A 21,111-nucleotide genomic window follows, 5' to 3' on the forward strand; every position below is an offset into this window, starting at 1 on the left:
TCAATGCGCCTTGCTGGGGTCAAAGGCGTCGCGCACCGCTTCGCCGATAAAGATTAATAACGACAGCAGCACAGCCAATACCAGGAAGGCGGTGATGCCGAGCCACGGCGCCTGCAGATTGTTTTTGCCTTGCAGCAGCAATTCGCCGAGCGACGGCGAACCTATCGGCAGACCGAAACCGAGGAAATCGAGCGACGTCAGGGTGGTGATCGAGCCGCAGAGGATAAACGGCAGGAAGGTCAGCGTCGCCACCATGGCGTTGGGCAGCATATGGCGGGACATGATTACCCGATCCGGCACGCCCATGGCGCGCGCGGCGCGGATATAGTCAAAATTGCGGGTGCGCAGGAATTCGGCGCGCACCACGCCCACCAGGCTCATCCAGCCGAACAGGATGGTGATGCCGAGCAGCCACCAGAAATTGGGCTGGACGATGCTCGACAGCAGAATGATCAGAAACAGCGTCGGCATGCCCGACCACACTTCGATAAAGCGCTGTCCCCACAGATCGAAACGCCCGCCGTAATACCCCTGCGTCGCGCCGACGCACACGCCGATCAGGCTGGAAAACAGCGTCAGCGCCAGACCGAACAACATCGAAATGCGAAAACCGTACAGCACCCGAGCCAGCACGTCGCCGCCGTTGCTGTCGGTGCCCAGCAGGTTGTGCCGCGAAGGCGGCGAAGGGAAGGGCACCTCAGTGGCGAAGTTGATGGTGTCGTAACTGAAGCGGATCGGTGCCCAGACCGCCCAGCCGTGCCGTTCGATCTGCCGCTGCACGAACGGATCCTGATAGTCGGCTTCGGTATTCAGTTCGCCGCCGAAGGCGGTTTCGCTGTAGCTAATCATAAACGGCAGGTACAACCGGCCTTCATAACGCACCAACAGCGGTTTGTCGTTGGCGATCAGATCGGCGGCCAGGCTCAGAGTGAACAGCACCAAAAAGATCCACAGCGACCAGTAGCCGCGGCGGTTGCGGCGAAAACGCGCCCAGCGCGCCTGGTTGATCGGGCTAAGGCGGCTCATTGGCGGGCCTCGAAGTCAATGCGCGGATCGACCAGGGTGTAGGTGATATCGCTGAGGATATTCAACAGCAGGCCGATCAGGGTGAAGATATACAGCGTGCCGAACATCACCGGGTAGTCGCGCTGCAGCGTGGCGTCGTAGCCCAGCAGCCCCAGGCCGTTGAGCGAGAACATCACTTCGATCAGCAGCGAGCCGGTGAAGAACATGCTGATAAAGGTGGCCGGAAAACCGGCGATCACCAGCAGCATGGCGTTGCGGAACACGTGGCGGTAGAGGATTTTTTTCTCGTCCAGCCCCTTGGCGCGGGCGGTGGTGACGTATTGTTTGCGGATCTCGTCGAGGAATGAGTTCTTGGTCAGCATGGTCAGGGTGGCGAAACCGCCGATCACCGTCGCCAGCACCGGCAGGGTGATGTGCCACAGGTAGTCGGCGATCTTCGCCGGCCAGGAGAGGGTGTCGAAGTTGCTCGATACCAGGCCGCGCAGCGGGAACCAGTCCAGGTAGCTGCCGCCGGCGAACAGCACGATCATCAGAATGGCGAACAGAAAAGCCGGAATGGCGTAGCCGATGATAATCAGCGTGCTGCTCCAGGTATCGAACGCGCTGCCGTTGTGGACGGCCTTGCGGATGCCGAGCGGGATCGACACCAGATAGATGATCAGCGTGCTCCAGAGGCCCAGCGTGATGGAGACCGGCAGGCTCTGGCCGATCAGCTGCATCACCGAAGCGCCGCGAAACAGGCTGTCGCCGAAGTCGAAGCGCATATAGTTCCACAGCATGGTGAAGTAGCGCTCGTGCAGCGGTTTGTCGAAGCCGTAACGCTTAGTGATCTCGGCGATCACCTCCGGATCCAGGCCGCGCGAACCGCGATATTGGCCGTCGCCAGCCGCGATGCCCGTCCGGGCGTGGCCCAGGCCTTCACTCACGCCGCCGCTGCCAAAACCGCTGCCCTGACCCAGTTCGATGGCGGCGATGGCCTGATCGACCGGACCGCCGGGGGCGATTTGCACGATAAAAAAGTTGATGGTGATGATCGCCCACAGCGTGGGGATCACCAATAACAGTCTGCGTATCAGATAGGCCGCCATTCCGACTCCTTATTGCCGCTGAGCCGGTAAGCGCGCCGCCTTGTTGACGTCGTACCACCAGTTGTCGAAGCCGATCGCATAGGCCGGGCGGACCGACGGCGTGGAGAACTTGTCCCAATAGGCGTAGCGATCGTGGCTGGAGTACCACATCGGCAGCATGTAGTTGTTCCAGGTCAGCACCCGGTCCAGCGCGCGGCCGAGCGGCAGCAGGGCGTTTTCGTCGCCCTGATGGGCGGCGATTTGCCTGACCAGGCTGTCGACCGCCGGATCTTTGACGCCGGGGGTGTTATAGCTGGAATCGATGTACTGCGAATCCCACAGAATTTGCAGATCGGCGCTGGGGAACGGCATCGCCATATACACCGTCGACATCATGTCGAAATCGCGCTCGCGCATGCGGCGGGTGTACTGCGAGGCGTCAATCTCGCGGATTTGCATCTCGATGCCCAACCGCTGCAGGTTGTGGCGGAACGGCAGCACGTACTGGAAGTTGCTGCCGCTCAGCAGCATCAGTTCAAAGGTGAACGGCTGGCCGGTTTTGGCGTTGACCAGCTTTTGATTTTTGACCACCCAACCGGCTTCTTTCAGCAGTTGGGTCGCCTTCAGCAGATTTTGTCGATCGTTGCCGCTACCGTCGGAAGAGGGCGGTTGGTAGATACTGGTAAATACCTCCGGCGGTATCTGGCCCTTGAGCGGTGCCAGCAAGGCCAGTTCAGCGGCGTCCGGGTAGCCGCGGGCGGCGTAGGCGGTGTTTTGGAAATAGCTGTCGGCGCGCTGATAGGCGTTGTAATACAGCGCCTTGTTCATCCAGTTAAAATCGAAAGCCAGGCCGATCGCTTCCCGTACCCGACGATCGGCGAACAGCGGTTTTTGCAGATTGAACGCCAGCCAGCGGGTATTCTGCGCCGCCTGGTTGGTCTCGTCCTGCTTGATGATGTAGTTGCGCGCGAAGTTGCCGCCCTGATATTGGGTGGCCCAGCTCTTGGGCGACGGCTCGATGCGGAAATCGTAGGCGCCGGCCTTGAAGGCTTCCAGCGATACCTTATCGTCCAGATAATAATCGTAGCGAATGCTGTCGAAGTTGTAGCGGCCGCGGTTTACCGGCAGATTGGCGGCCCAGTAGTCGCGCACCCGCTGATAGGTGATGTACTGGCCGAGGCGATAATCGCCGATTTTATACGGGCCGCTGGCGAGCGGCGGGGTGCTGAGCGGTTCGTTGAGCTTATGGTTTTTCCAGAAGCTTTCCGGCAATACGCGCAGGCTGAGCAGGCTGAGGATTTGCTCACGGTTCGCCTTAGGCAGCTCGATGCGCACCGTCAACCGGGAAATGGCCTTGACCGTGACGCCTTTGTAATAGGAGCGAAACTGCGGCACGCCTTCGGTCATGAATTTATTGAAGGTAAAGGCCACGTCGGCGGCGGTGATCGGGCTGCCGTCCTGGAAGCGCGCGCGGGCGTTGATATCCAATTCCATCCAGCGCATGTCGGCCGGGAAACGGGCCGATTCGGCAATCAGCGGGTAATAGCTGCCGGGTTCGTCGTCGGAGTTGGTGAACAGCGTATCGTACAGCTCCATCGTGCGCTCGCCGGGCACGCCGCGGGTAGCGAAGCGGTTGAAGTTGTCGTAGGTGCCGATGGCCGCCAGTCGCACGTCGCCGCCCTTGGGCGCCGCCGGATTGACGTAGTCAAAATGGCTGAAGTCGGTGGCGTATTTCGGTTCACCGAGAAGGGCGAAAGCGTAGCTTTCGTTGAGGGCTTCGGCCCGCAGACCGAAGCTCAGTGCCGAGAGCACCAGAGCAGCGAAAATGCGCACGGACATCAGACGGTAAGCTCCTGCTGTGGAATAAGGTACAACCTGCGCCCAGCATAACATTCTTCGGACGGGCGCAGGGTAAAGATGCTTAAAGATTAACTATTTTTTTCCTGATAATCAAAGACCTGATTAGCATTGCAGTAAGCGACGAAATCATCGATGCTCAGCGGCTTGCTGAAGTAGTACCCCTGCATGAAGTTGACGCCGTGTTCTTGCAGAAACTGCATCTGCTCGGCGGTTTCCACGCCTTCGGCCACCGTCAGCATTTTCAGCTTTTTCGCCAGCGAGATCACCGCATCCAGCACAGGTGCGGTGACCGTATCCTGGCCGATGGTGTTGACGAAGCCACGGTCAATCTTCAGATAATCCATGGTGAAGCGCTCAAGATAAATAAGCGCGCTGTGCCCGGTGCCAAAATCATCCACCGCGATCTCGATGCCCTGTTTGTGCAGCCAGTCAAACTCCGTCAGCGCGCTCTCTTCTTCCACCATGCCGCGTTCGGTGATTTCAAACACCAGCGTAAAGTAATCGCCTGGCAGCTGCGTCAACAGTTCATACACGTCCTGGTGAAACGACGGTGCGCTAAGGTGGGCGGGGGAAATGTTGAGGCCGACTTTACCTCCCCGTGGCAGCGCTTTGGCGAGCTGTGGCGCATCTTCGGCGATCAGCCTGAACAGGTGGCGGGTAAGCGGCACGATCAGCCCGTTGCTTTCGGCGTAGGGGATAAAGACATCGGGCGGGATGCGGCCCTCGATCGGATGCTGCCAGCGGATCAGCGCTTCCAGCCCGCCGATGCTGTTGCTATCGGTATGGAACACCGGCTGGTATTCGATAAAGAACTCGTTGCGCTTGATGCCGCGCAGCAGCGCGCGTTCCGGGCTTTGCCGCAGCAGCAGCATGTAGTAGCAGAGTACGCCGGTCATCAATGACAGCACCAGGCTGCCCAGCAGCGTCAGGCGAATGTCGTTGGGGGTCAGTTTCTCGTTGTAGAACAGGATGGTCAGCGGCAGATTGGGCAGCGTCAGGGTATCCGCCTTGCCCTTCGGTAGCTGATTGACCGGCATCAGGTTCGGGCTGAAAGTGGTCAGCGCGCGGTTGCCCATCACGATGGCGATGCCCGGCGCCTGTTCGTCGTGCGAGGTGAACAGCAGGTAGGGCATCAGATCGATGTCCAGCGTAGCGAGGATGCCGGTGGCCTTTTCGCCGGGATGTCGCAGCCAAACCGCAACCGCCGGTTTATTTGGCACCATCGGCGTACCCTGCTGCAGCTTGAGATCCAGAGACAGATCCCAGTCGATATCCTGGTAGATATTTTTCATCGGCAACATCATGTCGCCCGTGGCGGAGGAGCAATAGGCGTAGCCGTCCTTCACCAACAGGAAGGTGCGCACGCCGCTGGTAAAGGCCGCCTGGTAGGTAATATCCGACTGGCTGGAGAGGCAAGGCTTGTCCAGCAGCGGCATCATTTGCCGCATCACCGCCGTCAGATGCGAGATATAACCCAGCGTGAACTTTTGCGTGCGCGCTTCGACCTTATGTTGATATTGCGTGCGCTGGTGGTTGATCAAAGAAAGCGTGACCGCGGTGAATAGCGTAAAAAATACCAGGGCGGCGACAACGCTTTTAGCCAGGCTGCGTTGTCGGTGAGACACGCTGCGGGCGAAAGCTCTTTTCAAGCCCATAACCGAGTCCTCTGCAACCGGGCGTCAGGCGTGTCGCGCAGCCAGTTAATGGATTGTGCCAACGGCTTTTTTTTCATTTTTGCCTTTTTATCCCGTACCAACCGGCGGCGCCATTTAAATATGCGGCGTCGCCGACAGAAATATCATGCGCATAATATCAGCGGAAACGTTTTAAATAACGCCGGGGCGCCGTTGCCGTCATCTGACGATAATAGGCGAGTTTTTCCTCGACGGGGCGATTTCCCGCCAACAGTTTATCAAAATAATGGCGTGCGGCGGCGTTAAGCAGGGAAAGGTGACGATAAGGCAGGGATCAATTTTGATGATACCTGTTCGACAACCAAAAAAAACGCCGCCCGTGGGCGGCGCTTATCGCTCGTTTGGTATTCAGGATCTTCAGGGCGTTGCGCCGTTAACCGTTGGTCAGCACCCGGCGCGCTTCTCGATAACGTTTATTCCAATAGTTATCGGTCAGCTTGGAAATCATGACCCCACTGCTGGTGGAGGCGTGAACGAACTGATCGTTGCCTAAATAGATGCCGACATGGCGCCCGGTAGAACCGGCGCGGAACAGCACCAAATCGCCGGCGCGCAGCTTGGTGCGCTGAATTTTCTTGCCGAGATCTTCCTGTTCATAGGTCGAACGCGGTAAATCCATGCCGAACTGTTCGCGGAAGGTGCGCTGTACAAACGCCGAGCAATCGATGCCGCGCTTGGTGTCACCGCCTAAGCGGTAGCGAACGCCTTTCCAATCCGCATACTGATCCATAATCTTTGACTTGACGTCAACGTTGCGGACCATCGCTTCGAATTCATCCTGAGAGGCTTGCAGTAAAAGACCGTCTTTGTCATTAACTGCACGCATCTCAGTTTGTGCGTTATTCAAGTTCGAAGTGTGAGTCGAGCTGCACGCTGACAGCATAACCGCAGCGGCAATTGCAGGGACTACCCGCAAAAAATATCTCAGAAACGGTTGAGATTTGACCATTGTTGTTGTTTTCCCTTGAAGTCCTTAACGACGAAAGTCGCTACCTGAAAAATGCCAAACGAAACGAGCCTAGTCCGCACCTGTTGCATCGACAACCAGTTACCGTTGAAAACGTGCGAGAACGCACATTTTTATCGGATTTCATACTGATTCGACTTAAACCAGGCACAAACGCATCTGAGATTACCGGAACCAATAGGGGATTGCGAGCCTTTTTCCCGTCTTTTTTATATGAATTTGTGATGTAACATAATGTAAATCTTCATATAAAAAACGCCAATTGTCCGATGTATGAATCTGGCGTGAAATCAGGTTGCAAAAGCGTTAACGAACGGCGGGGAAATTTTTGCGCGCGGCGAGGGGAAGAGGGCGGGAGGCGTAAGCCTCCCGGCATGAGTCATAGACACAAATTATGGTTGGCCGGGGCGGTGCTTACCGGGCAACAGGCGATTCAACCGATCGACGATCCAGTCGCTGCAAGGCGTCATCAGCACCCAGCTGGCGCCAACCAGCACCACGGACAATGAGCCGACGGCGATATCGGTAAACCAGTGGGCACCAATCATCACGCGCGGCAATGAGAAGACCAACGTAATCAGCAGGGCGACGGCGAAGGCGCCGCGGCCGAAATAGCGCAGCATAAAGCAGGAAAAAATAATCAGCATCATGCCGTGGTCGCCGGGGAAGCTGTCGCCGGAAGCGTCCTTGGTGGGGATGCCGGTCAGCTCGCTGACGCGATGGATATTGTCAAAGGTCAGGGTGGGGCTTGGATGTTTTACCGGCAGCAGGTGGCCAAGCTGGTTCAGCACCACGGCGGTCAGCAGCATCACCACGCCGGTGATCACCAGACGGCGGCGGCCGGCGGCGTCCTGCTTCAGATAAAAGTACAGATACAGCAGCCCCATGGCGAGCAGCGAAATCACATCGAACGCGCGGTTGTTGGTGATGGCGACCAGGTGTAAAAACGCCGGGTCGGTGGCCAGATGGCGGTTAAAGAAGAAGAAAATCGCCGAATCCAGGGTAAACCAGCCGCCGTGATTGGCCGGCAGGAACCAGGACAGAAACAGCGCAACGCCCAGTAAGTTGAAGAAGAGAATGAGGGGTAAATTGCGGCGTGTCATGACATAACCTGTTGGAAAAATGAAAACGAAATAAAACCCGGCTACCCTGCGGCAACCGGGGGGCAACGGTACGGGGTCTAACTTAAACGAATCTTAAACAAGGCGGATTGCAGGGCATTCCAATCGGCATTTTCGCTGTGGATAAGCTCAATTCGGCTGTCGAGCGGCGCGACCGGGCGGGTTTCGATGTTGAGATCCTGCCCCTGACGATTGATCAGCAATGTGCCTTCGGGGATGCGTACCACGCCTTTGGCGCGTTCGACCGGCGCGAGTCGCACCCATTCCATGAAGCCGACGGTGTCGAACCGGGTATCGCCGTCAAAAATCCAGCCGCAGCTGGTGAAGCCTTGCCCTTCATTCAACGCTCGCCGCCAGCGGGCGTGCTCCGGCAGCCGCAGCGCCGCCAGCCCCTGCTTTTTCGCCTGACCATGATGATGCTGCGCGTCCGGCAATTCTGTACGATTCGTGCGCGGAAGTGACAACAGCGCGACATCCGCTTCGCCTTGCGCGATGGCGTAGCAGGGCCGCTGCAGCGGGTCTTGCGCCTTCCAGGCCTCCAGCGCCAGCCTGTCTTCCGGCCGGTAGGTATCGCTTTTGCTGGCCAAAATAACGTCGGCCGCGGCCAGCTGATCGCGGAAGTTTTCGTTGTCGCGGTAGCGCGGCTGGCTGAGCTGGCGGGCATCCAGCAGGCACAGGGTGGCCTGCAGATCGATCCAGCCGGCATAGCTCTCCTGGGTCAGCAGCGACAGGATTTGTTTCGGATGCCCGAGCCCGGTCGGCTCGATCAGCAGCCGATCCGGTTTGGCCTGCTGCAACAGCATATTCAAGCCCACCTGCATCGGCAGGCCGTTGACGCAGCACATGCAGCCACCGGGGATCTCTTTGAGCACTGCGCCGCTGTCTGCCAGCAGCGCGCCGTCGATGCCGATCTCGCCGAATTCATTGACCAATACCGCCCAGCGTTCATGTTCGGGCTTATGAGCCAGCAAATGGCGGATAGTGGTGGTTTTGCCGCTGCCGAGGAAACCGGTAATCAAATTGGTTTTGGTCATTAATAATTCCTGGCGCAAAAATTAACCTGCTTAATAAATGAGTTACGCAGCCGTGTCGGTGAAACGGCCGCGATTTAATTTGTGCTCTATCTCGCAAATTTTGCACGTCACCATGCGCTTTTCAACCGACAAAATCCACCGTTTATAACAAGAAAATTCTTAGATAAAACCCTGTATTAGATGCGGTTAACTTTTGTTAGTAGCTTGTTTTTACATTGTTAATGACGAGATTAACGATCAAATCTCGTCCCTTTCCTTGCGATTATTCCTAACAAGATCCTCTATGGTTAAATTGGCTTAACTAAAAATGAGGTTGCCATGAATACCTTTCGGTTATTTTTGATCGTAGGAATGTTGTTTTCATGGACGGCAGTGAGTCAGGCAGGAGTGGCCGGCGGGGTAATTCGCTTCGTCGGCTCTATCGTTGAAAGTCCTTGCACGGTCAAGATTGCAGATTCTAAGGCGAATACGCAATGTTACCGCAACGGCCAGCATTATCAGGCCCAGCAAGCGTTGTCAGGTTTTGATACTACACGCAAAGAACTTCCGCTAAATCTAGGCACAACCGAAATGAAGTGGGTAGACCAACAGAAGAAACTCGCTGTTATGACGGTCGTTTATCGTTAAGTCGTTCCGCCATGCCGGCGTAACGTTACGCCGGCATGGTTATTCTCGGCCCTGCAGGCTCCTCACCGCATCACCCACTCCTTCACCGTTTCACGCGCGCCGCGATCGCGCAGCGATAAATAGGCTTGCGTCACCGCTTCGCTAAACGCCGCATGCGCCGCCAGCGTTTCGCCGAATACCGATTTCAACGCCAACAGCGCCGCTACGCGCCGTCGATCGTCCTGCGTTGCGGCGATCGTCTGCTGCAGCAGGTCTGCCAGCGGATCGCGAATGTCGATCGGCTCACCGGCGTCATCGACGCCGCCGACGTAACGCATCCAGCCCGCCACGCCCAGCGCCAGCCCGCTATAGTCGCCGCCGTGCCGCAGATGCCAGCGCACGGCATCCAGCAGCCGCTGCGGCAGCTTCTGCGTGCCGTCCATGGCGATCTGCCAGGTGAGGTGTTGCAGCGCCGGATTGCTGAAGCGCGCGATAAGCTGTGCGGCATAATCGGGCAGGCTGATGCCGGTGACGCTCAGCGTTGGCGCCTGTTCGTCCAGCATCAACCGCAGGGCGGCGCGGCGGTAGTGCTCATCCGCCATGCACTCGTTGATATAGCGGTAGCCGCCCAGGTAGCCTAAGTAAGCCAGGAACGAGTGGCTGCCGTTCAGCATGCGCAGCTTCATGTGTTCAAACGGCAGCACATCGCTGACCAACTGGGCGCCGGCCAACTCCCACGCCGGGCGTCCGGCGGTGAAGTTGTCTTCCACGACCCATTGAATGAAGGGCTCGCAGGCGATGGCGCATTCGTCGCGCACGCCGCCCAGCGCGGCGGCGATCTCATCCAGCGTGGCCGGCGTGGCGGCCGGCACGATGCGATCCACCATGGTGCAGGGGAAGGTGGCGGCGGTGGCGATCCAGTCGGCGAGCGACGGATCCCGCGCCTGCGCCAGATCGAGCACCGCCCGGCGCAACACGTGGCCGTTCTCCGGAATATTGTCGCAGGAAAGCAGGGAGAAGGCGGACAGGCCGCGTTCGCGCCGCAGCCGCAACGCTTCCACCAAAATGCCGGGCGCGGTCTGCGGCTGATGCGGCCACGCCAGATCGGCGACGATCCCCGAATGCTGTCGGTCCAGCCGTCCGCTGCCGGGCTCGATACAGTAGCCTTTTTCGGTGATGGTCATCGAGACGATCGCCACCTGCGGTTCGGCCAGCTTCTCCAGCACCGCGGCGATGCCCTCCAGTCTGCGGTGCAGGCTCTCATGCACCGCGCCGATCACGATGGCCTGATGGCCGTCCGCGCCTTTCTCCAGCACGCTGTACAGATGATCCTGTTGCCGCAGCGCCTCAAACAGCGGCACGCCGCCGGAAAGACTGATCTCGCAAATGCCCCAGTCGCCGCCGTGGGCGTTCAGCACCCGATCGGTCAGCAGCGCCTGATGCGCGCGGTGGAACGCGCCGAAACCCAGGTGCACGATGCGGCTGCGCAGGGCCCGGCGATCATAATTCGGTTGCCGGACGGCGCCCGGCAGCGGGGTGTTGGCGATCGTATTCATCTCATCTCCAAAGCGAGTAGACAGCTGGCGGGCCACTTGCGTCAAGTTAGCGGACCAGTTTGTCGCCCCATCAACAAGGGCGCGCTGACGATAAAAAACTGCCACCAGTCTAAAGTTGTCGGCAGGTTAAGGGAATTGGTCAGGCCAAAATAAGCCAGAATCGTGAAGCGGATCAACCAATGAACGGTTCAATTTTGACAGCGCGCGGCGAAATAGTAAGTTAAAGCTAGCTGACATCTAAATTAAACTGGTATAACAACATCGCGATGCGAGACAGGCATAAGGACACAACATGGAACAAACATGGCGTTGGTATGGCCCGAACGATCCGGTCTCTTTGGATGACGTGCGTCAGGCCGGGGCGACCGGGGTGGTCACGGCGCTGCACCATATTGCGAACGGCGAAGTTTGGCCGATCGACGAGATCCGCGCGCGGCAGGCGCTGCTGGCGGAAAAGGGGCTGGTGTGGTCGGTGGTGGAGAGCGTGCCGGTACATGAGGAGATCAAAACCCACAGCGGCGACTGGCGGCGGTACATCGCCAATTACCAGCAGTCACTGCGCAATCTGGCGGCCTGCGGCATCGACACCGTTTGCTACAACTTCATGCCGATCCTCGACTGGACGCGCACCGATCTGGCCTATCCGCTGCCGGACGGTTCCAAAGCGCTGCGTTTCGATCAGGTAGCCTTCGCCGCGTTCGAGCTGCACATCCTGCAGCGCGCCGGCGCCGAGGCGGACTATACGGCGCAAGAGCGCAGTCAGGCGGCGGCCTATTTCGCCGCCATGAGCGAGGAGGAGAAAGCCACGCTGACCGGCAACATCATCGCCGGGCTGCCGGGTGCGGAAGAAGGCTACACGCTGGAGCAGTTCCGTCGCCGCCTGGCGGAATACGACGGCATCGACAAGGCGCAACTGCGCGAAAACATGGCGGTCTTTCTGCGCGCCATCGTGCCGGTGGCGGAAGAGGCCGGCATCCGGCTGGCGGTGCATCCCGACGATCCGCCGCGGCCGATCCTCGGCCTGCCGCGCATCGTCTCCACGATCGAAGACATGCAGTGGCTGAAGCAGACCGTCGACAGCATTCATAACGGCTTCACCATGTGCACCGGTTCCTACGGCGTGCGCGCCGACAACGATCTGGTGCGGATGATTGAAACCTTCGGCGATCGCATTCACTTTACCCACTTACGCGCCACCTGCCGCGAGGAGAACCCGAAAAGCTTCCACGAGGGGGCGCATCTGCAGGGCGATGTTGACATGGTGGCGGTGATCGAAGCGATCCTGACCGAAGAACAGCGTCGGCAGCGGGCGGGCGATCGGCGGCCGATCCCGATGCGCCCCGATCATGGGCATCAGATGCTGGACGATTTGAAAAAGAAAACCAATCCGGGCTATTCGGCCATCGGGCGGTTGAAAGGGCTGGCGGAGCTGCGCGGCGTCGAGCTGGCGCTCAAGCGGCGCTTTTTCCCGGAATTGCCGTAGCGGAAAATGAAACGGGGCCGAGTATCGGCCCCGTAGGCGCGACTAGTCTGCGCGGCTCATGTAGCGGCGTTCGGCGATATGAATGCGAATTTTGTCGCCGGCGCTGAGGTATTCCGGCACGTGGATCACCAGGCCGGTCGCCATGGTGGCCGGTTTGTTGCGGGCGCTGGCGGAAGCGCCTTTGATGCCCGGCGCGGTCTCGACGATTTCCATATCCACGGTCTGCGGCAGCTCCAGCGCCAGCACCTGGCCATCCAGCGTCAGCACCTGCATACCCGGCAGGCCACCTTCTGGAATGAACAGCAGCTCGTCTTCGATCTGGTCTTTCTTGAAAATGTACGGGGTGTAGTCTTCGTCATCCATGAACACGTATTCTTCGCCGTCGATATAGGAGAAGTTCACCTTGCGGCGCGACAGGGAAATGGTGTCCAGGATATCGTCGCCCTTGAAGCGTTCTTCCACTTTCAGGCCGGTGCGCACGTCGGAGAAGCGCATTTTGTACAGGGTGCTGGCGCCGCGGGCGCTCGGGCTCTGCACGTCGATATCTTTTACCAGCAGCAGCTTGCCGTTGTAGCTGATCGCCATGCCGCGCTTAATTTCGTTAGCTCTTGCCATTTCAATTCATCCGCAATGAAGAGTATTAGAGAAGTTGCGACAAGGTACTCGCGCCGCCGATTTCAGGCAATAGCCCGGCGTAAAAACAGTGCAGGAAAGGGAGAGCAGGCGCTCTCCCTTCGAGGATTACCGGAAGACCGGCAGCAGGCCGAACAGCGACAGAATATGTGCGGCGGCGTTGATCAACCCGAACAGGATCACGAACAGGAGCACGCCGTTGCCGCCCGGTGCACGGTAACCGGCCTGCGGATAGCGGCGGCGGCTGGCGCGCGCCATCAGCGCCGGCACGATCACCGCCCAGACGGTGGCCGCCAGCCCGGCGAAGCCGATGGCGTACAGGAAACCGTTCGGGAACAGCAGCGCGGCCAGGGTCGGCGGCACGAAGGTCACCAGCGCGGTCTTGCTGCGCCCGACGGCGTCGTCCTTGAACTTGCAGAAGTCCGCCAGATAATCGAACAGGCCCAGCGACACGCCGAGGAACGAGCTGGCCAGCGCCATATAGGAGAAGGCGTTCAGCAGTTGGCTGACGGTCTGGCTGCTGGAGACGTTGCCCATTTGCTTGAGCAGGCTGCCGATATTGCCGCCCTCGGCGATCACCTGCTTGAAGGCGTCGCGCGCGATATTGCCCTGAATCACATACTGCCACAGGATGTAGATCGCCAGTGCCAGCAGGGTGCCGTACACCAGGCTGCGCACCACGGAGCCGCTGTCCTTGTGGTAGTACTTCACCAGCCCGGGAATGTTGCCGTGGTAGCCGAACGAGGTCAGCAGGTAAGGCAGCGCCGCCAGGGCGTAAGGCAGATAGCTGGCCCGATCGTCGCCGGTGTTGAACAGCACCGCGGGCTGCACGTGGGTAAACATGTCGCCCACCGACATCACGAAGGTGATCACCATACCGCCGATCAGAATGGTGCTCAGGCGGTCGACCGCGCGGGTGGAGAGCCAGACGATAAACGCCACCACCAACGCGAACACCAGGCCGGCGGTAGTCTGGCCGACGCCGACGATGCCCTCCAGCGTGTGCGCGATGATCGAGCCGCCGGCGGAGATATAGGCGTAGGTCAGGATGTACAGCACGAACGCCACCGACAGGCCGTTCACGGCGTTCCAGCCTTTGCCCAGCAGATCCTTGACCATGGTGTTGAAGCTGGCGCCGCTCGGGTAGTGCAGCGTGGCTTCGAGGATCATCAGGCCGGACAGCAGCATGCAGGCCCAGGTATACACCAGCAGCGCGACGGAGCCGCTGAACCAGACACCGGAAGTGACGATCGGAATGGAAAACATGCCGGCGCCAACGGCGGTTCCGGCAATGATCATCGCGCCGCCGAGGACGGAAGGGCGGGCCAGCTTCTGAATGGTGTCCGTAGACATGCGTGCTCCTGAGGGAAGAAGTTCTTTTGTACTAGCTCAATAGTACATGGGCGCATGGCGCATGTAAAGCGAAGGAATTGCACGTTTCACGCGTTTTTTTCTTTAAATCAAGGTTTGCTGGGCGTTTATTCGCCATCGGGTGCAGCCGGCCGGCGCAGAGCGCTGAGTGTAAAGATCGCGGGGCCGCAGGGATTCTGCTGGGGGTGGCCGCTTGCGGCTGCTATTGTCGCGCTTCTTTCCCCCCAGCCCACCAGGAGTAGCGCTGATGGACTGTCGCAGCGACTGCGGCGCCTGCTGTATCGCGCCGTCAATATCCAGCCCGATCCCCGGCATGCCGAACGGCAAGCCTAATAGTCAATTGTTCTCAGTATAAAAATGACATAGCTAAGAAGAAACGACTTTTTTGCTAATTGTTTCAATTGAATGTGAAAAGCTTTCTCCATAGCCAGTTTTAGATAGTTGTAATAACTCATTTAGTCCAGAATGACTTGTAAACGAAAGGTTTTCATACAGACATATCGGAAGTTCTAAATTGTCTTTAAATCTTCTGTCTGGGCCTCCAGACTTGTTCACATACTTCCACGTTCTGCCAACGACTATGGCATCTCCTGGTACGCCTTCGCTTTCAATGAATCGACTATCACCAACGTTAACGAACAGCTGGTTATAACCAACAGCGCCGACACCATCAGGATCAAAAACCAATACTCTATCTGGAAAGAAATGTAATGTTTGACGACCGACTTTGATAGCAATCGTCTCAATATTCGTTTTAACAAAGGGGGGCTTTGCTTTGCTGATAGAGGTGGCTTTTCTACGTAGTAGGTTACCTGCTCCGGCATGATATTTAGGGTCATAAACGGCTCCAGATGCTTCTACATGCCATACCTTTGAGCAACTTGCGAGTTTGGCTCCACTGTCATGAAGTTGCTGGTAACATGTCATCATTTGGTCATCAAAGTCATAAAAAAGAACAGTGGTCTTTCTAAGCTGATCGTACATGTAAGCAAAAACAGAGACTGCTCCTCCTACGATAAATCCTATAGCCAGGCACCACTCAGGCCATGCCTCTGAAAAACCGTAGAGTAATATCGCAATCGAAAGGAAAATGGCGAAGGGCCATATTTGAAACTTCTTACGTTTCTTATTCAACTCATCCAGTAGTTCTCGGGAACTGGAATCAACGATTTCCGAAATATGGGATGACTCGATTTCCTCAAGAGGTGCATGTGTATTGTCATGTTTTGCTGGGGATTCATTAGGTACACGTTGAACCTTTTTACCGCTCTGTGGGATCATACTTGGTGAAAGCGAAGCACGATAATAGACTCCGCCAGCACCGACATGGATGTAATTTCCTCTTGGACCAGTACCTAATCTCAGCCCTTTTATGCCAATAGATGCGCCGACTCCAGATTTGGATAGGTTGAATCTTATCGGTCCAACGCGAATGCTTTTCCTAACGTAAAAGCCCATAGTAACTCCATGTAATAGGTAGCATGAGAATGTGGGTCAACGAAAATCCTAACAAATTCTACATCAGAAAAATGATGAGGCTAGATGTCTTAAAGGTAGTGCTGTATATTTTTATATTTTTCAATTGATTAGTTGGGATTTTCCATTTTGATTTAGTTGTCTCTAAACAGTGATCTGTCTGTGGAAGTGTCTTTCTGTTATTGTTGACGATTGAGCTAAAGTTTGAACAGAAGGCTAAATGGACTGTCGCAGCGACTGCGGCGCCTGCTGTATCGCGCCGTCAATATCCAGCCCGATCCCCGGCATGCCGAACGGCAAGCCCGCCAATACTCGCTGCATTCATCTGGATGAACGGCTGCGCTGCGGCCTGTTTCATTCGCCGCTGCGGCCGAAGGTGTGCGGCAGCCTGCAGCCGAGCCGCGACATGTGCCACGATCACCGCGATCAGGCGCTGATCTACCTCGCCAGACTGGAAGCAGACACCGCGCCCTAAGCTGCCCTCAGCCTCCACAGACACAGCGTCGCGCCTGCCGCCATCGCAGCCGCCCCGAATGGTGTGGGGGACCGGCGTAGTGGCTGTCTCTCCAGATGCCGTTCATAGCGGTCGCAGAGAAATACCGGATATTTAAGGCTATTCCTTTTGCACGGCGCGTACAGAGACTGGATAAAAAAATGCCGGTCAGGCTTAACTGACCGGCATTACGCGTTGTGCCCTCTGTTTACCGTGGGATCAGGCGCCTTGCGGCACCGCGTGTGCGGTATTTTTCAATACCGGCCCCTGATACTTCTCGATCTGCAGCTGCGCCATCTGCCCGCAGTTGCCCTGCGCCAGGCTGGAAGAGCCGATGTCGAAGGTCAGGCAGTTGACGTTGCCGTTCTTGCACAGCGAGCCGGGCTGCGCCGGATCGGCCGGATCGAACCAGGCGCCTTCGCTGATGCGCACCACGCCGGGCCGCACGTCTTCGCTGACCACCGCGCCCACCAGGATCTGACCGCGATCGTTAAACGCCCGCACCAGATCGCCGCCGCTGATGCCGCGCGGCTGCGCGTCCTGCGGGTGGATCAGGATCGCTTCACGATCCGCTACCGCGTATTTCTCGCGCAGCGGCGTGTTATCGAGCTGGGAGTGCAGCCGGTTGGTCGGGTGCGCGGTATTGAGCGACAGCGGATACTTGGCCGCTTCCGGCCCGCGATACCACTCGTGCGGCGGCATCCAGGTCGGAATACCGGGGCAATCCTCGTAATGCATTTTGGCGATGGCGTCGGAGTAGATCTCGATCTTGCCCGACGGCGTGCCCAGCGGGTTCAGCAGCGGGTTGTCGCGATAGTCGGCGAAGCGCACCCACTGCTTATTGGCCTCCGGCACCGGGAAGCGCACGTAGTTGTTGGATTGCCAGAACATGTCGAACGGCGGCAGCGCCACCCGCGCGGCGCGCGCCTGGTTCTTCATGTCGTCGTACATGCCTTTCAGCCACTGGGTTTCATCCTTGCCCTCGGTGAAGGCTTCCTGCACGCCCAGCCTGGCCGCCATCGCCGAGAAGATGTCGAAGTCGCTGCGCGACTCGTGCTGCGGCGGCACGCATTGATGCATCGGGAACACGTAGAGCTGCGAATAGTCGCCGCCCATTTCCAGATCGTTGCGCTCGTAGCTGGTGGTGGCCGGCAGCACGATATCGGCATGCTTGGCGGTGGCGGTCCAGTAAGGCTCGTTGACCACGATGGTGTCCGGCCGCTGCCAGGCTTTGACCAGGTTATTGGTGTCCTGATGCTGGTGGAAGGTGTTGCCGCCCGCCACATACACCATTTTCACCTCGGGGTAAGTGACCTTGGCACCGTTGAAGTCGATGGTTTTGCCCGGGTTGCTCAGGCATTCGGCGATGCGCGCCACCGGGATCGGCGCCGGCGAGTTCTTCGGCGCGTTGCCGGCGGAGATGCCGGCGATGATACCGCCCTTGGCGGTCGGGCTGCCGCCGGACGAATAGTGATAGCTGAAGCCGAAGCCGCCGCCCGGCAGGCCGATCTGGCCGAGCATCGCCGCCACCGTCACCAGCAGCCAGTGCTGCTGTTCGCCGTGGTGCTGGCGCTGAATGCCCCAGCCGCCCATGATCATGGTGCGATTTTTCGCCATCTCGCGCGCCAGTCCGCGCAGCGTATCGGCATCGACGCCGCTGATGTCGGCCGCCCATTCGGCGGTTTTCGCCACGCCGTCGCTCTCGCCCAGCAGGTAGGCCTGGAACTTGTCGAAGCCGACGGTATAGGTTTTCAGGAAGTCCGGGTTATGCAGCTTCTCGGTCAGCAACGTGTGGGCGATGCCGATCAGCATGGCGCCGTCGGTATAAGGGCGCGGGGCAATCCACTGCGCATTGACGAACTTGGCGCTGTCGTTGTGCACCGGATCGATGCTGATCACCCGGGTGCCTTTCTTCTTCAGCGCCTCGAAGCCGGTCTGGCCGACGTGATCCGGCACGTTCCAGCTGTTTTTCAGCGTGACCATCGGGTTGCAGCCCCACAGGATCACCAGCTCGCTGTTCTCGATCACGTTCGGCCAGGCGGTCTGCTGTTCGTAGACCTCCATCGAGCCGACCACGTGCGACATGATCACCTGCGCCGCGCCGGTGGAGTAGTCGCCGGCGTAGCCGAGGAAGCCGCCGGTCAGGTTCATCAGACGCTGCAGCAGCGTGCGGCTGTTGTGCAGCATGCCGACGCTTTTCCAGCCATAGGAACCGGCGTAGATCGACTGCGGCCCGTGATCTTTCTGCAGGCGAACGATCTCATTGCACACCAGCTCGGTCGCTTTGTCCCAGCTGACGCGCACCCACTCGTCGCGGCCGCGCAGTTCGGTGCGGCTGCCGGGGCCGCCTTCCAGCCAGCTTTTGCGCACCATCGGATATTTGATGCGGTTCTCGGCGTGCACCTGATAAGGCGCCATGGTGATCAGCTCATTGGGATACGGATCGTCCTGCACCGGCTGCACGCCGACCATCTTGCCGTCCTGCACGATGGCCTCAAACGCGCCCCAGTGGGCGCCGGTCAGAATGCCTTTCTGCGCCTGACGCAAGACGATGAACTGCGGCAGCGCTTCGCTGATGGCCTGCGCCAGCGCCGCTTTGGGCCATAAGCCCGCCAGCAGCGGGGCAGCGGTCAGCGCGGCGGCACCGGTCAGGAAGCGGCGGCGGCTCATGGTTAACGGTTGTTGGTTGCTCATTGCGCTTCTCCCTTAAAGCTTGGCCGGTGCGGCAGGTGGCATGTCGCTGGCGTGTTTTTGTACGTATTGCGTCAGCACGCGCAGCTGTTCCTGCGTCAGCGAGGTGCGTGGCGCCATGCCTTTGATGACGCCGATCCATTGGTTGGCGTTGAAGCGATCGAGCGCGGTCAGCCCGTGGCAGCCGGTGCAGTTGGCCGACATCATGTCCGCGGCGTAGCGCCAGATTTTTTGCTGATCGTCGATCAGCTGCTTGCGCGGCAGCCACACCTGCAAAGAAACCTGATGCCAGACCAGGCCGGTTTCCGCATCGGTCTGAGTCGACGCGGTCTTCAGCTGTTGGCGCGCATCCTCACCCAGCAGCACGCTGAGGATGCGCTTGCCCTGCGCGGCGTAGAACACTTCGCTGACGCCGTCCTGCTGCCAGCCGCTCACGGTGGCCAGCACCTTGTCGCCATCCTGCTTGACCACCTGCACTTCGGTGGACGGCATCAGGTTGCCGGCGTTATGACTGTCGTCTGCGCCGAGGAAGAACGGTTCGGTGGCGATGGTGTAAAGGGTGGTGGCGTCCGGTGCGGTCAGCGCCGCGGCCTTCGCCAGCTCGGCGGCGCCGGCCTGGGTTTCGCCGCTCATGTCCGGCAGAATATGCGCCACGCCCTTGTGGCAATCGATGCAGGTTTCGCCCTGTTTGATCGCCACCGGGTGCTGCAGGCGCGCCTCAGGGCGCTGGGCGGTGATGTCCATGGCGTCGTAGCTGTGGCAGGAGCGGCAGGTGGCCGAGTCGTTCTCTTTCAGCGTCTTCCAGACCGACTGTGCCATCGCCAGCTTGTGCGCTTCGTATTTCTCCGGCGTATCGATGGTGCCGACCATCTCGCCGTAGATGTCTTTTACCGCGCGGATCTTGGTCCACAGGTAGTCGATCGGCTGGTGCGGCACGTGGCAGTCGGCGCACTCGGCGCGGATGCCCTTGGTGTTCTGGAAGTGGACGCTGCCCTGATATTCGGCCAGCGGCTGTTGCATGGTGTGGCAGGAAACGCAGAAGGCGGTATCGCTGGTTTTATGGAAGACGGTGGCGGTCCCGGCCAACAGCGCTGCGCCGAGGATAATCCCCAGCAGCAAAAGCCATAGCCATCCCCACCGACGCTTTTTTTCAAAGCCAGTCAGTTTTTTGCTCATGGTAAACCCGCTTATAATTATGAATTTAAAATAAAATCTTGCCAAAAGGCCGCCGACCGGAGGTCAGAATGCCACGTCGATTGCAGGGGTAATGATAGAAGAGGGTTAACCCCATGGGGTTATCCGTAGTCAAAAAAATGGCGTATATCGCAAAAAATAGCGTTATATTATAATTTATATAACGATAGAGCGCTGCGGCAGGGGAAGCGAGCGCAGCACGCGCTCGCGATGGGTCAGGCCGTGGGCAAATAGGCCAGGCCGCTCAGCCACAGGCGGATGGCGGTGCGGCTGGCTTCGAAATGGGGTTCCGGCAGGGCTTCAGGCGCGCACCAGCGCCATTCGGCGCATTTCTCGGGCTCTCTCAGCTCGGCGTTGCCGCCGGGGTGATCCACCTGCAGGCAGATTGACACCGTGTGTTTGCCTTCGGCGCTCCAGGTTTGCAGATTGTTGCTGACGCCAACAAAGCGCGGCGGGTCGATGAGCAACCCGGTCTCTTCGGCGATTTCGCGCTGGGCGCACTGCTCGAAGGTTTCACCGGCATCCAGATGCCCACCGGGGATCGACCAAAAGGGCGCGTGGGAACCGCAGCGTTTGCCCAACAAAATCTCGCCTTGAGGGTTGACGATGATCACCCCGACGCCCGTCACTACGTTCATGCTTTTCTCCGTCAGCAAGGTTTCAGCACAGTATGTCATTTTGCCCCGGCGCTGGCCAATACGCCGGCAAAAGTGTGCGTAAGCTCAAAAATCTGCAATGGCGAAAGGGAGAAAGCTTGCTTTCGCCTTGTGCTGCTCACACACTCCTTGAAACGTTTCAGCGTTGTCCGGCCGCTTGTGGCGAACGGATAACGCTCCTTT

General features: G+C 58.6%; 17 protein-coding genes and 1 pseudogene. 4 read left to right on the forward strand and 14 right to left on the reverse strand.

The features are described 5' to 3' along the window. From ACJ8QF_RS10460 to ACJ8QF_RS10490, 7 genes are all read right to left on the reverse strand, one after another. Complete coding sequence (locus ACJ8QF_RS10460; RefSeq protein WP_015378535.1) at nt 1-1,026, reverse strand: ABC transporter permease; 1,026 nt, start codon at nt 1,024-1,026, stop codon at nt 1-3. Further along, entirely contained in the window at nt 1,023-2,114 is a 1,092-nt protein-coding gene (locus tag ACJ8QF_RS10465; RefSeq protein WP_433991092.1) for a microcin C ABC transporter permease YejB, read from the reverse strand. Before ACJ8QF_RS10465 ends, ACJ8QF_RS10460 begins: the two co-directional genes overlap by 4 nt. Nucleotides 2,115-2,123: 9 nt before the next feature. After that, the gene (locus ACJ8QF_RS10470) at nt 2,124-3,932 is read right to left on the reverse strand and encodes an extracellular solute-binding protein (protein ID WP_021505924.1); all 1,809 of its coding nucleotides are present in this window, start codon (nt 3,930-3,932) and stop codon (nt 2,124-2,126) included. An 89-nt stretch (nt 3,933-4,021) separates the two neighbouring features. Beyond that, nucleotides 4,022-5,608 (reverse strand): cyclic di-GMP phosphodiesterase, encoded by a 1,587-nt coding sequence (locus tag ACJ8QF_RS10475; RefSeq protein WP_442537502.1) that lies wholly within the window; start codon nt 5,606-5,608, stop codon nt 4,022-4,024. A 412-nt stretch (nt 5,609-6,020) separates the two neighbouring features. Beyond that, on the reverse strand, nt 6,021-6,596 hold the full coding sequence (mepS, locus tag ACJ8QF_RS10480) for a bifunctional murein DD-endopeptidase/murein LD-carboxypeptidase (RefSeq protein ID WP_025303553.1): 576 nt from the start codon (nt 6,594-6,596) through the stop codon (nt 6,021-6,023). A gap of 410 nt (nt 6,597-7,006) precedes the next feature. After that, nucleotides 7,007-7,717: a phosphatase PAP2 family protein gene (locus tag ACJ8QF_RS10485; protein ID WP_004935741.1), complete on the reverse strand. Its 711-nt coding sequence runs from the start codon at nt 7,715-7,717 to the stop codon at nt 7,007-7,009. Nucleotides 7,718-7,794: 77 nt separating this feature from the next. Beyond that, a complete protein-coding gene (locus ACJ8QF_RS10490; RefSeq protein WP_171454421.1) occupies nt 7,795-8,769 on the reverse strand; it encodes a CobW family GTP-binding protein in 975 nt (324 codons plus the stop codon). Between the two features lie 318 nt (nt 8,770-9,087). Between ACJ8QF_RS10490 and ACJ8QF_RS10495 the strand changes: the two genes are divergently transcribed. Beyond that, the gene (locus ACJ8QF_RS10495) at nt 9,088-9,396 is read left to right on the forward strand and encodes a type 1 fimbrial protein (RefSeq protein WP_004935734.1); all 309 of its coding nucleotides are present in this window, start codon (nt 9,088-9,090) and stop codon (nt 9,394-9,396) included. A 62-nt stretch (nt 9,397-9,458) separates the two neighbouring features. Here the strand turns inward: ACJ8QF_RS10495 and ACJ8QF_RS10500 are convergent, their stop codons facing one another. Beyond that, nucleotides 9,459-10,931 carry a mannitol dehydrogenase family protein gene (locus tag ACJ8QF_RS10500; protein ID WP_442537503.1) on the reverse strand — a complete coding sequence of 491 codons (1,473 nt, stop codon included), beginning with the start codon at nt 10,929-10,931 and terminating at the stop codon, nt 9,459-9,461. Nucleotides 10,932-11,223: 292 nt separating this feature from the next. Here ACJ8QF_RS10500 and uxuA point away from each other — a divergent pair, with 292 nt between their 5' ends. Beyond that, nucleotides 11,224-12,414 carry a mannonate dehydratase gene (uxuA, locus tag ACJ8QF_RS10505; protein WP_154871033.1) on the forward strand — a complete coding sequence of 397 codons (1,191 nt, stop codon included), beginning with the start codon at nt 11,224-11,226 and terminating at the stop codon, nt 12,412-12,414. A gap of 42 nt (nt 12,415-12,456) precedes the next feature. On the opposite strand, the gene yeiP is transcribed toward uxuA, so the two are convergent. Both yeiP and mtr read right to left on the reverse strand, forming a co-directional pair. Next, nucleotides 12,457-13,029 (reverse strand): elongation factor P-like protein YeiP, encoded by a 573-nt coding sequence (gene yeiP / locus ACJ8QF_RS10510; RefSeq protein WP_004935725.1) that lies wholly within the window; start codon nt 13,027-13,029, stop codon nt 12,457-12,459. Between the two features lie 126 nt (nt 13,030-13,155). Further along, entirely contained in the window at nt 13,156-14,400 is a 1,245-nt protein-coding gene (mtr, locus tag ACJ8QF_RS10515; RefSeq protein ID WP_154871034.1) for a tryptophan permease, read from the reverse strand. A gap of 265 nt (nt 14,401-14,665) precedes the next feature. Between mtr and ACJ8QF_RS10520 the strand changes: the two are divergent. Then, nucleotides 14,666-14,749: pseudogene (locus tag ACJ8QF_RS10520) on the forward strand (YkgJ family cysteine cluster protein); the annotation flags it as partial. 35 nt (nt 14,750-14,784) lie between these two features. Here the strand turns inward: ACJ8QF_RS10520 and ACJ8QF_RS10525 are convergent. Continuing rightward, nucleotides 14,785-15,876, reverse strand: a complete 1,092-nt coding sequence (locus ACJ8QF_RS10525; protein WP_154871035.1) for a DUF4236 domain-containing protein — start codon at nt 15,874-15,876, stop codon at nt 14,785-14,787. A gap of 238 nt (nt 15,877-16,114) precedes the next feature. Between ACJ8QF_RS10525 and ACJ8QF_RS10530 the strand changes: the two genes are divergently transcribed. Next, nucleotides 16,115-16,369, forward strand: coding sequence for a YkgJ family cysteine cluster protein (locus ACJ8QF_RS10530; RefSeq protein ID WP_015378527.1), 255 nt, complete (start codon nt 16,115-16,117; stop codon nt 16,367-16,369). 237 nt (nt 16,370-16,606) lie between these two features. On the opposite strand, the gene torA is transcribed toward ACJ8QF_RS10530, so the two are convergent. The 3 genes from torA to ACJ8QF_RS10545 form a co-directional block, all read right to left on the reverse strand. After that, nucleotides 16,607-19,081: a trimethylamine-N-oxide reductase TorA gene (torA, locus tag ACJ8QF_RS10535; protein WP_154871036.1), complete on the reverse strand. Its 2,475-nt coding sequence runs from the start codon at nt 19,079-19,081 to the stop codon at nt 16,607-16,609. A gap of 12 nt (nt 19,082-19,093) precedes the next feature. Then, a complete protein-coding gene (locus ACJ8QF_RS10540; RefSeq protein WP_031300724.1) occupies nt 19,094-20,254 on the reverse strand; it encodes a NapC/NirT family cytochrome c in 1,161 nt (386 codons plus the stop codon). A 233-nt stretch (nt 20,255-20,487) separates the two neighbouring features. Next, complete coding sequence (locus tag ACJ8QF_RS10545) at nt 20,488-20,910, reverse strand: nucleotide triphosphate diphosphatase NUDT15 (RefSeq protein WP_442537504.1); 423 nt, start codon at nt 20,908-20,910, stop codon at nt 20,488-20,490. Nucleotides 20,911-21,111 lie beyond the last annotated feature (201 nt).

Origin of the sequence: Serratia sp. CY81684 (assembly GCF_052166595.1) — a bacterium.
Taxonomy (GTDB): Bacteria; Pseudomonadota; Gammaproteobacteria; order Enterobacterales; family Enterobacteriaceae; genus Serratia; species Serratia nematodiphila.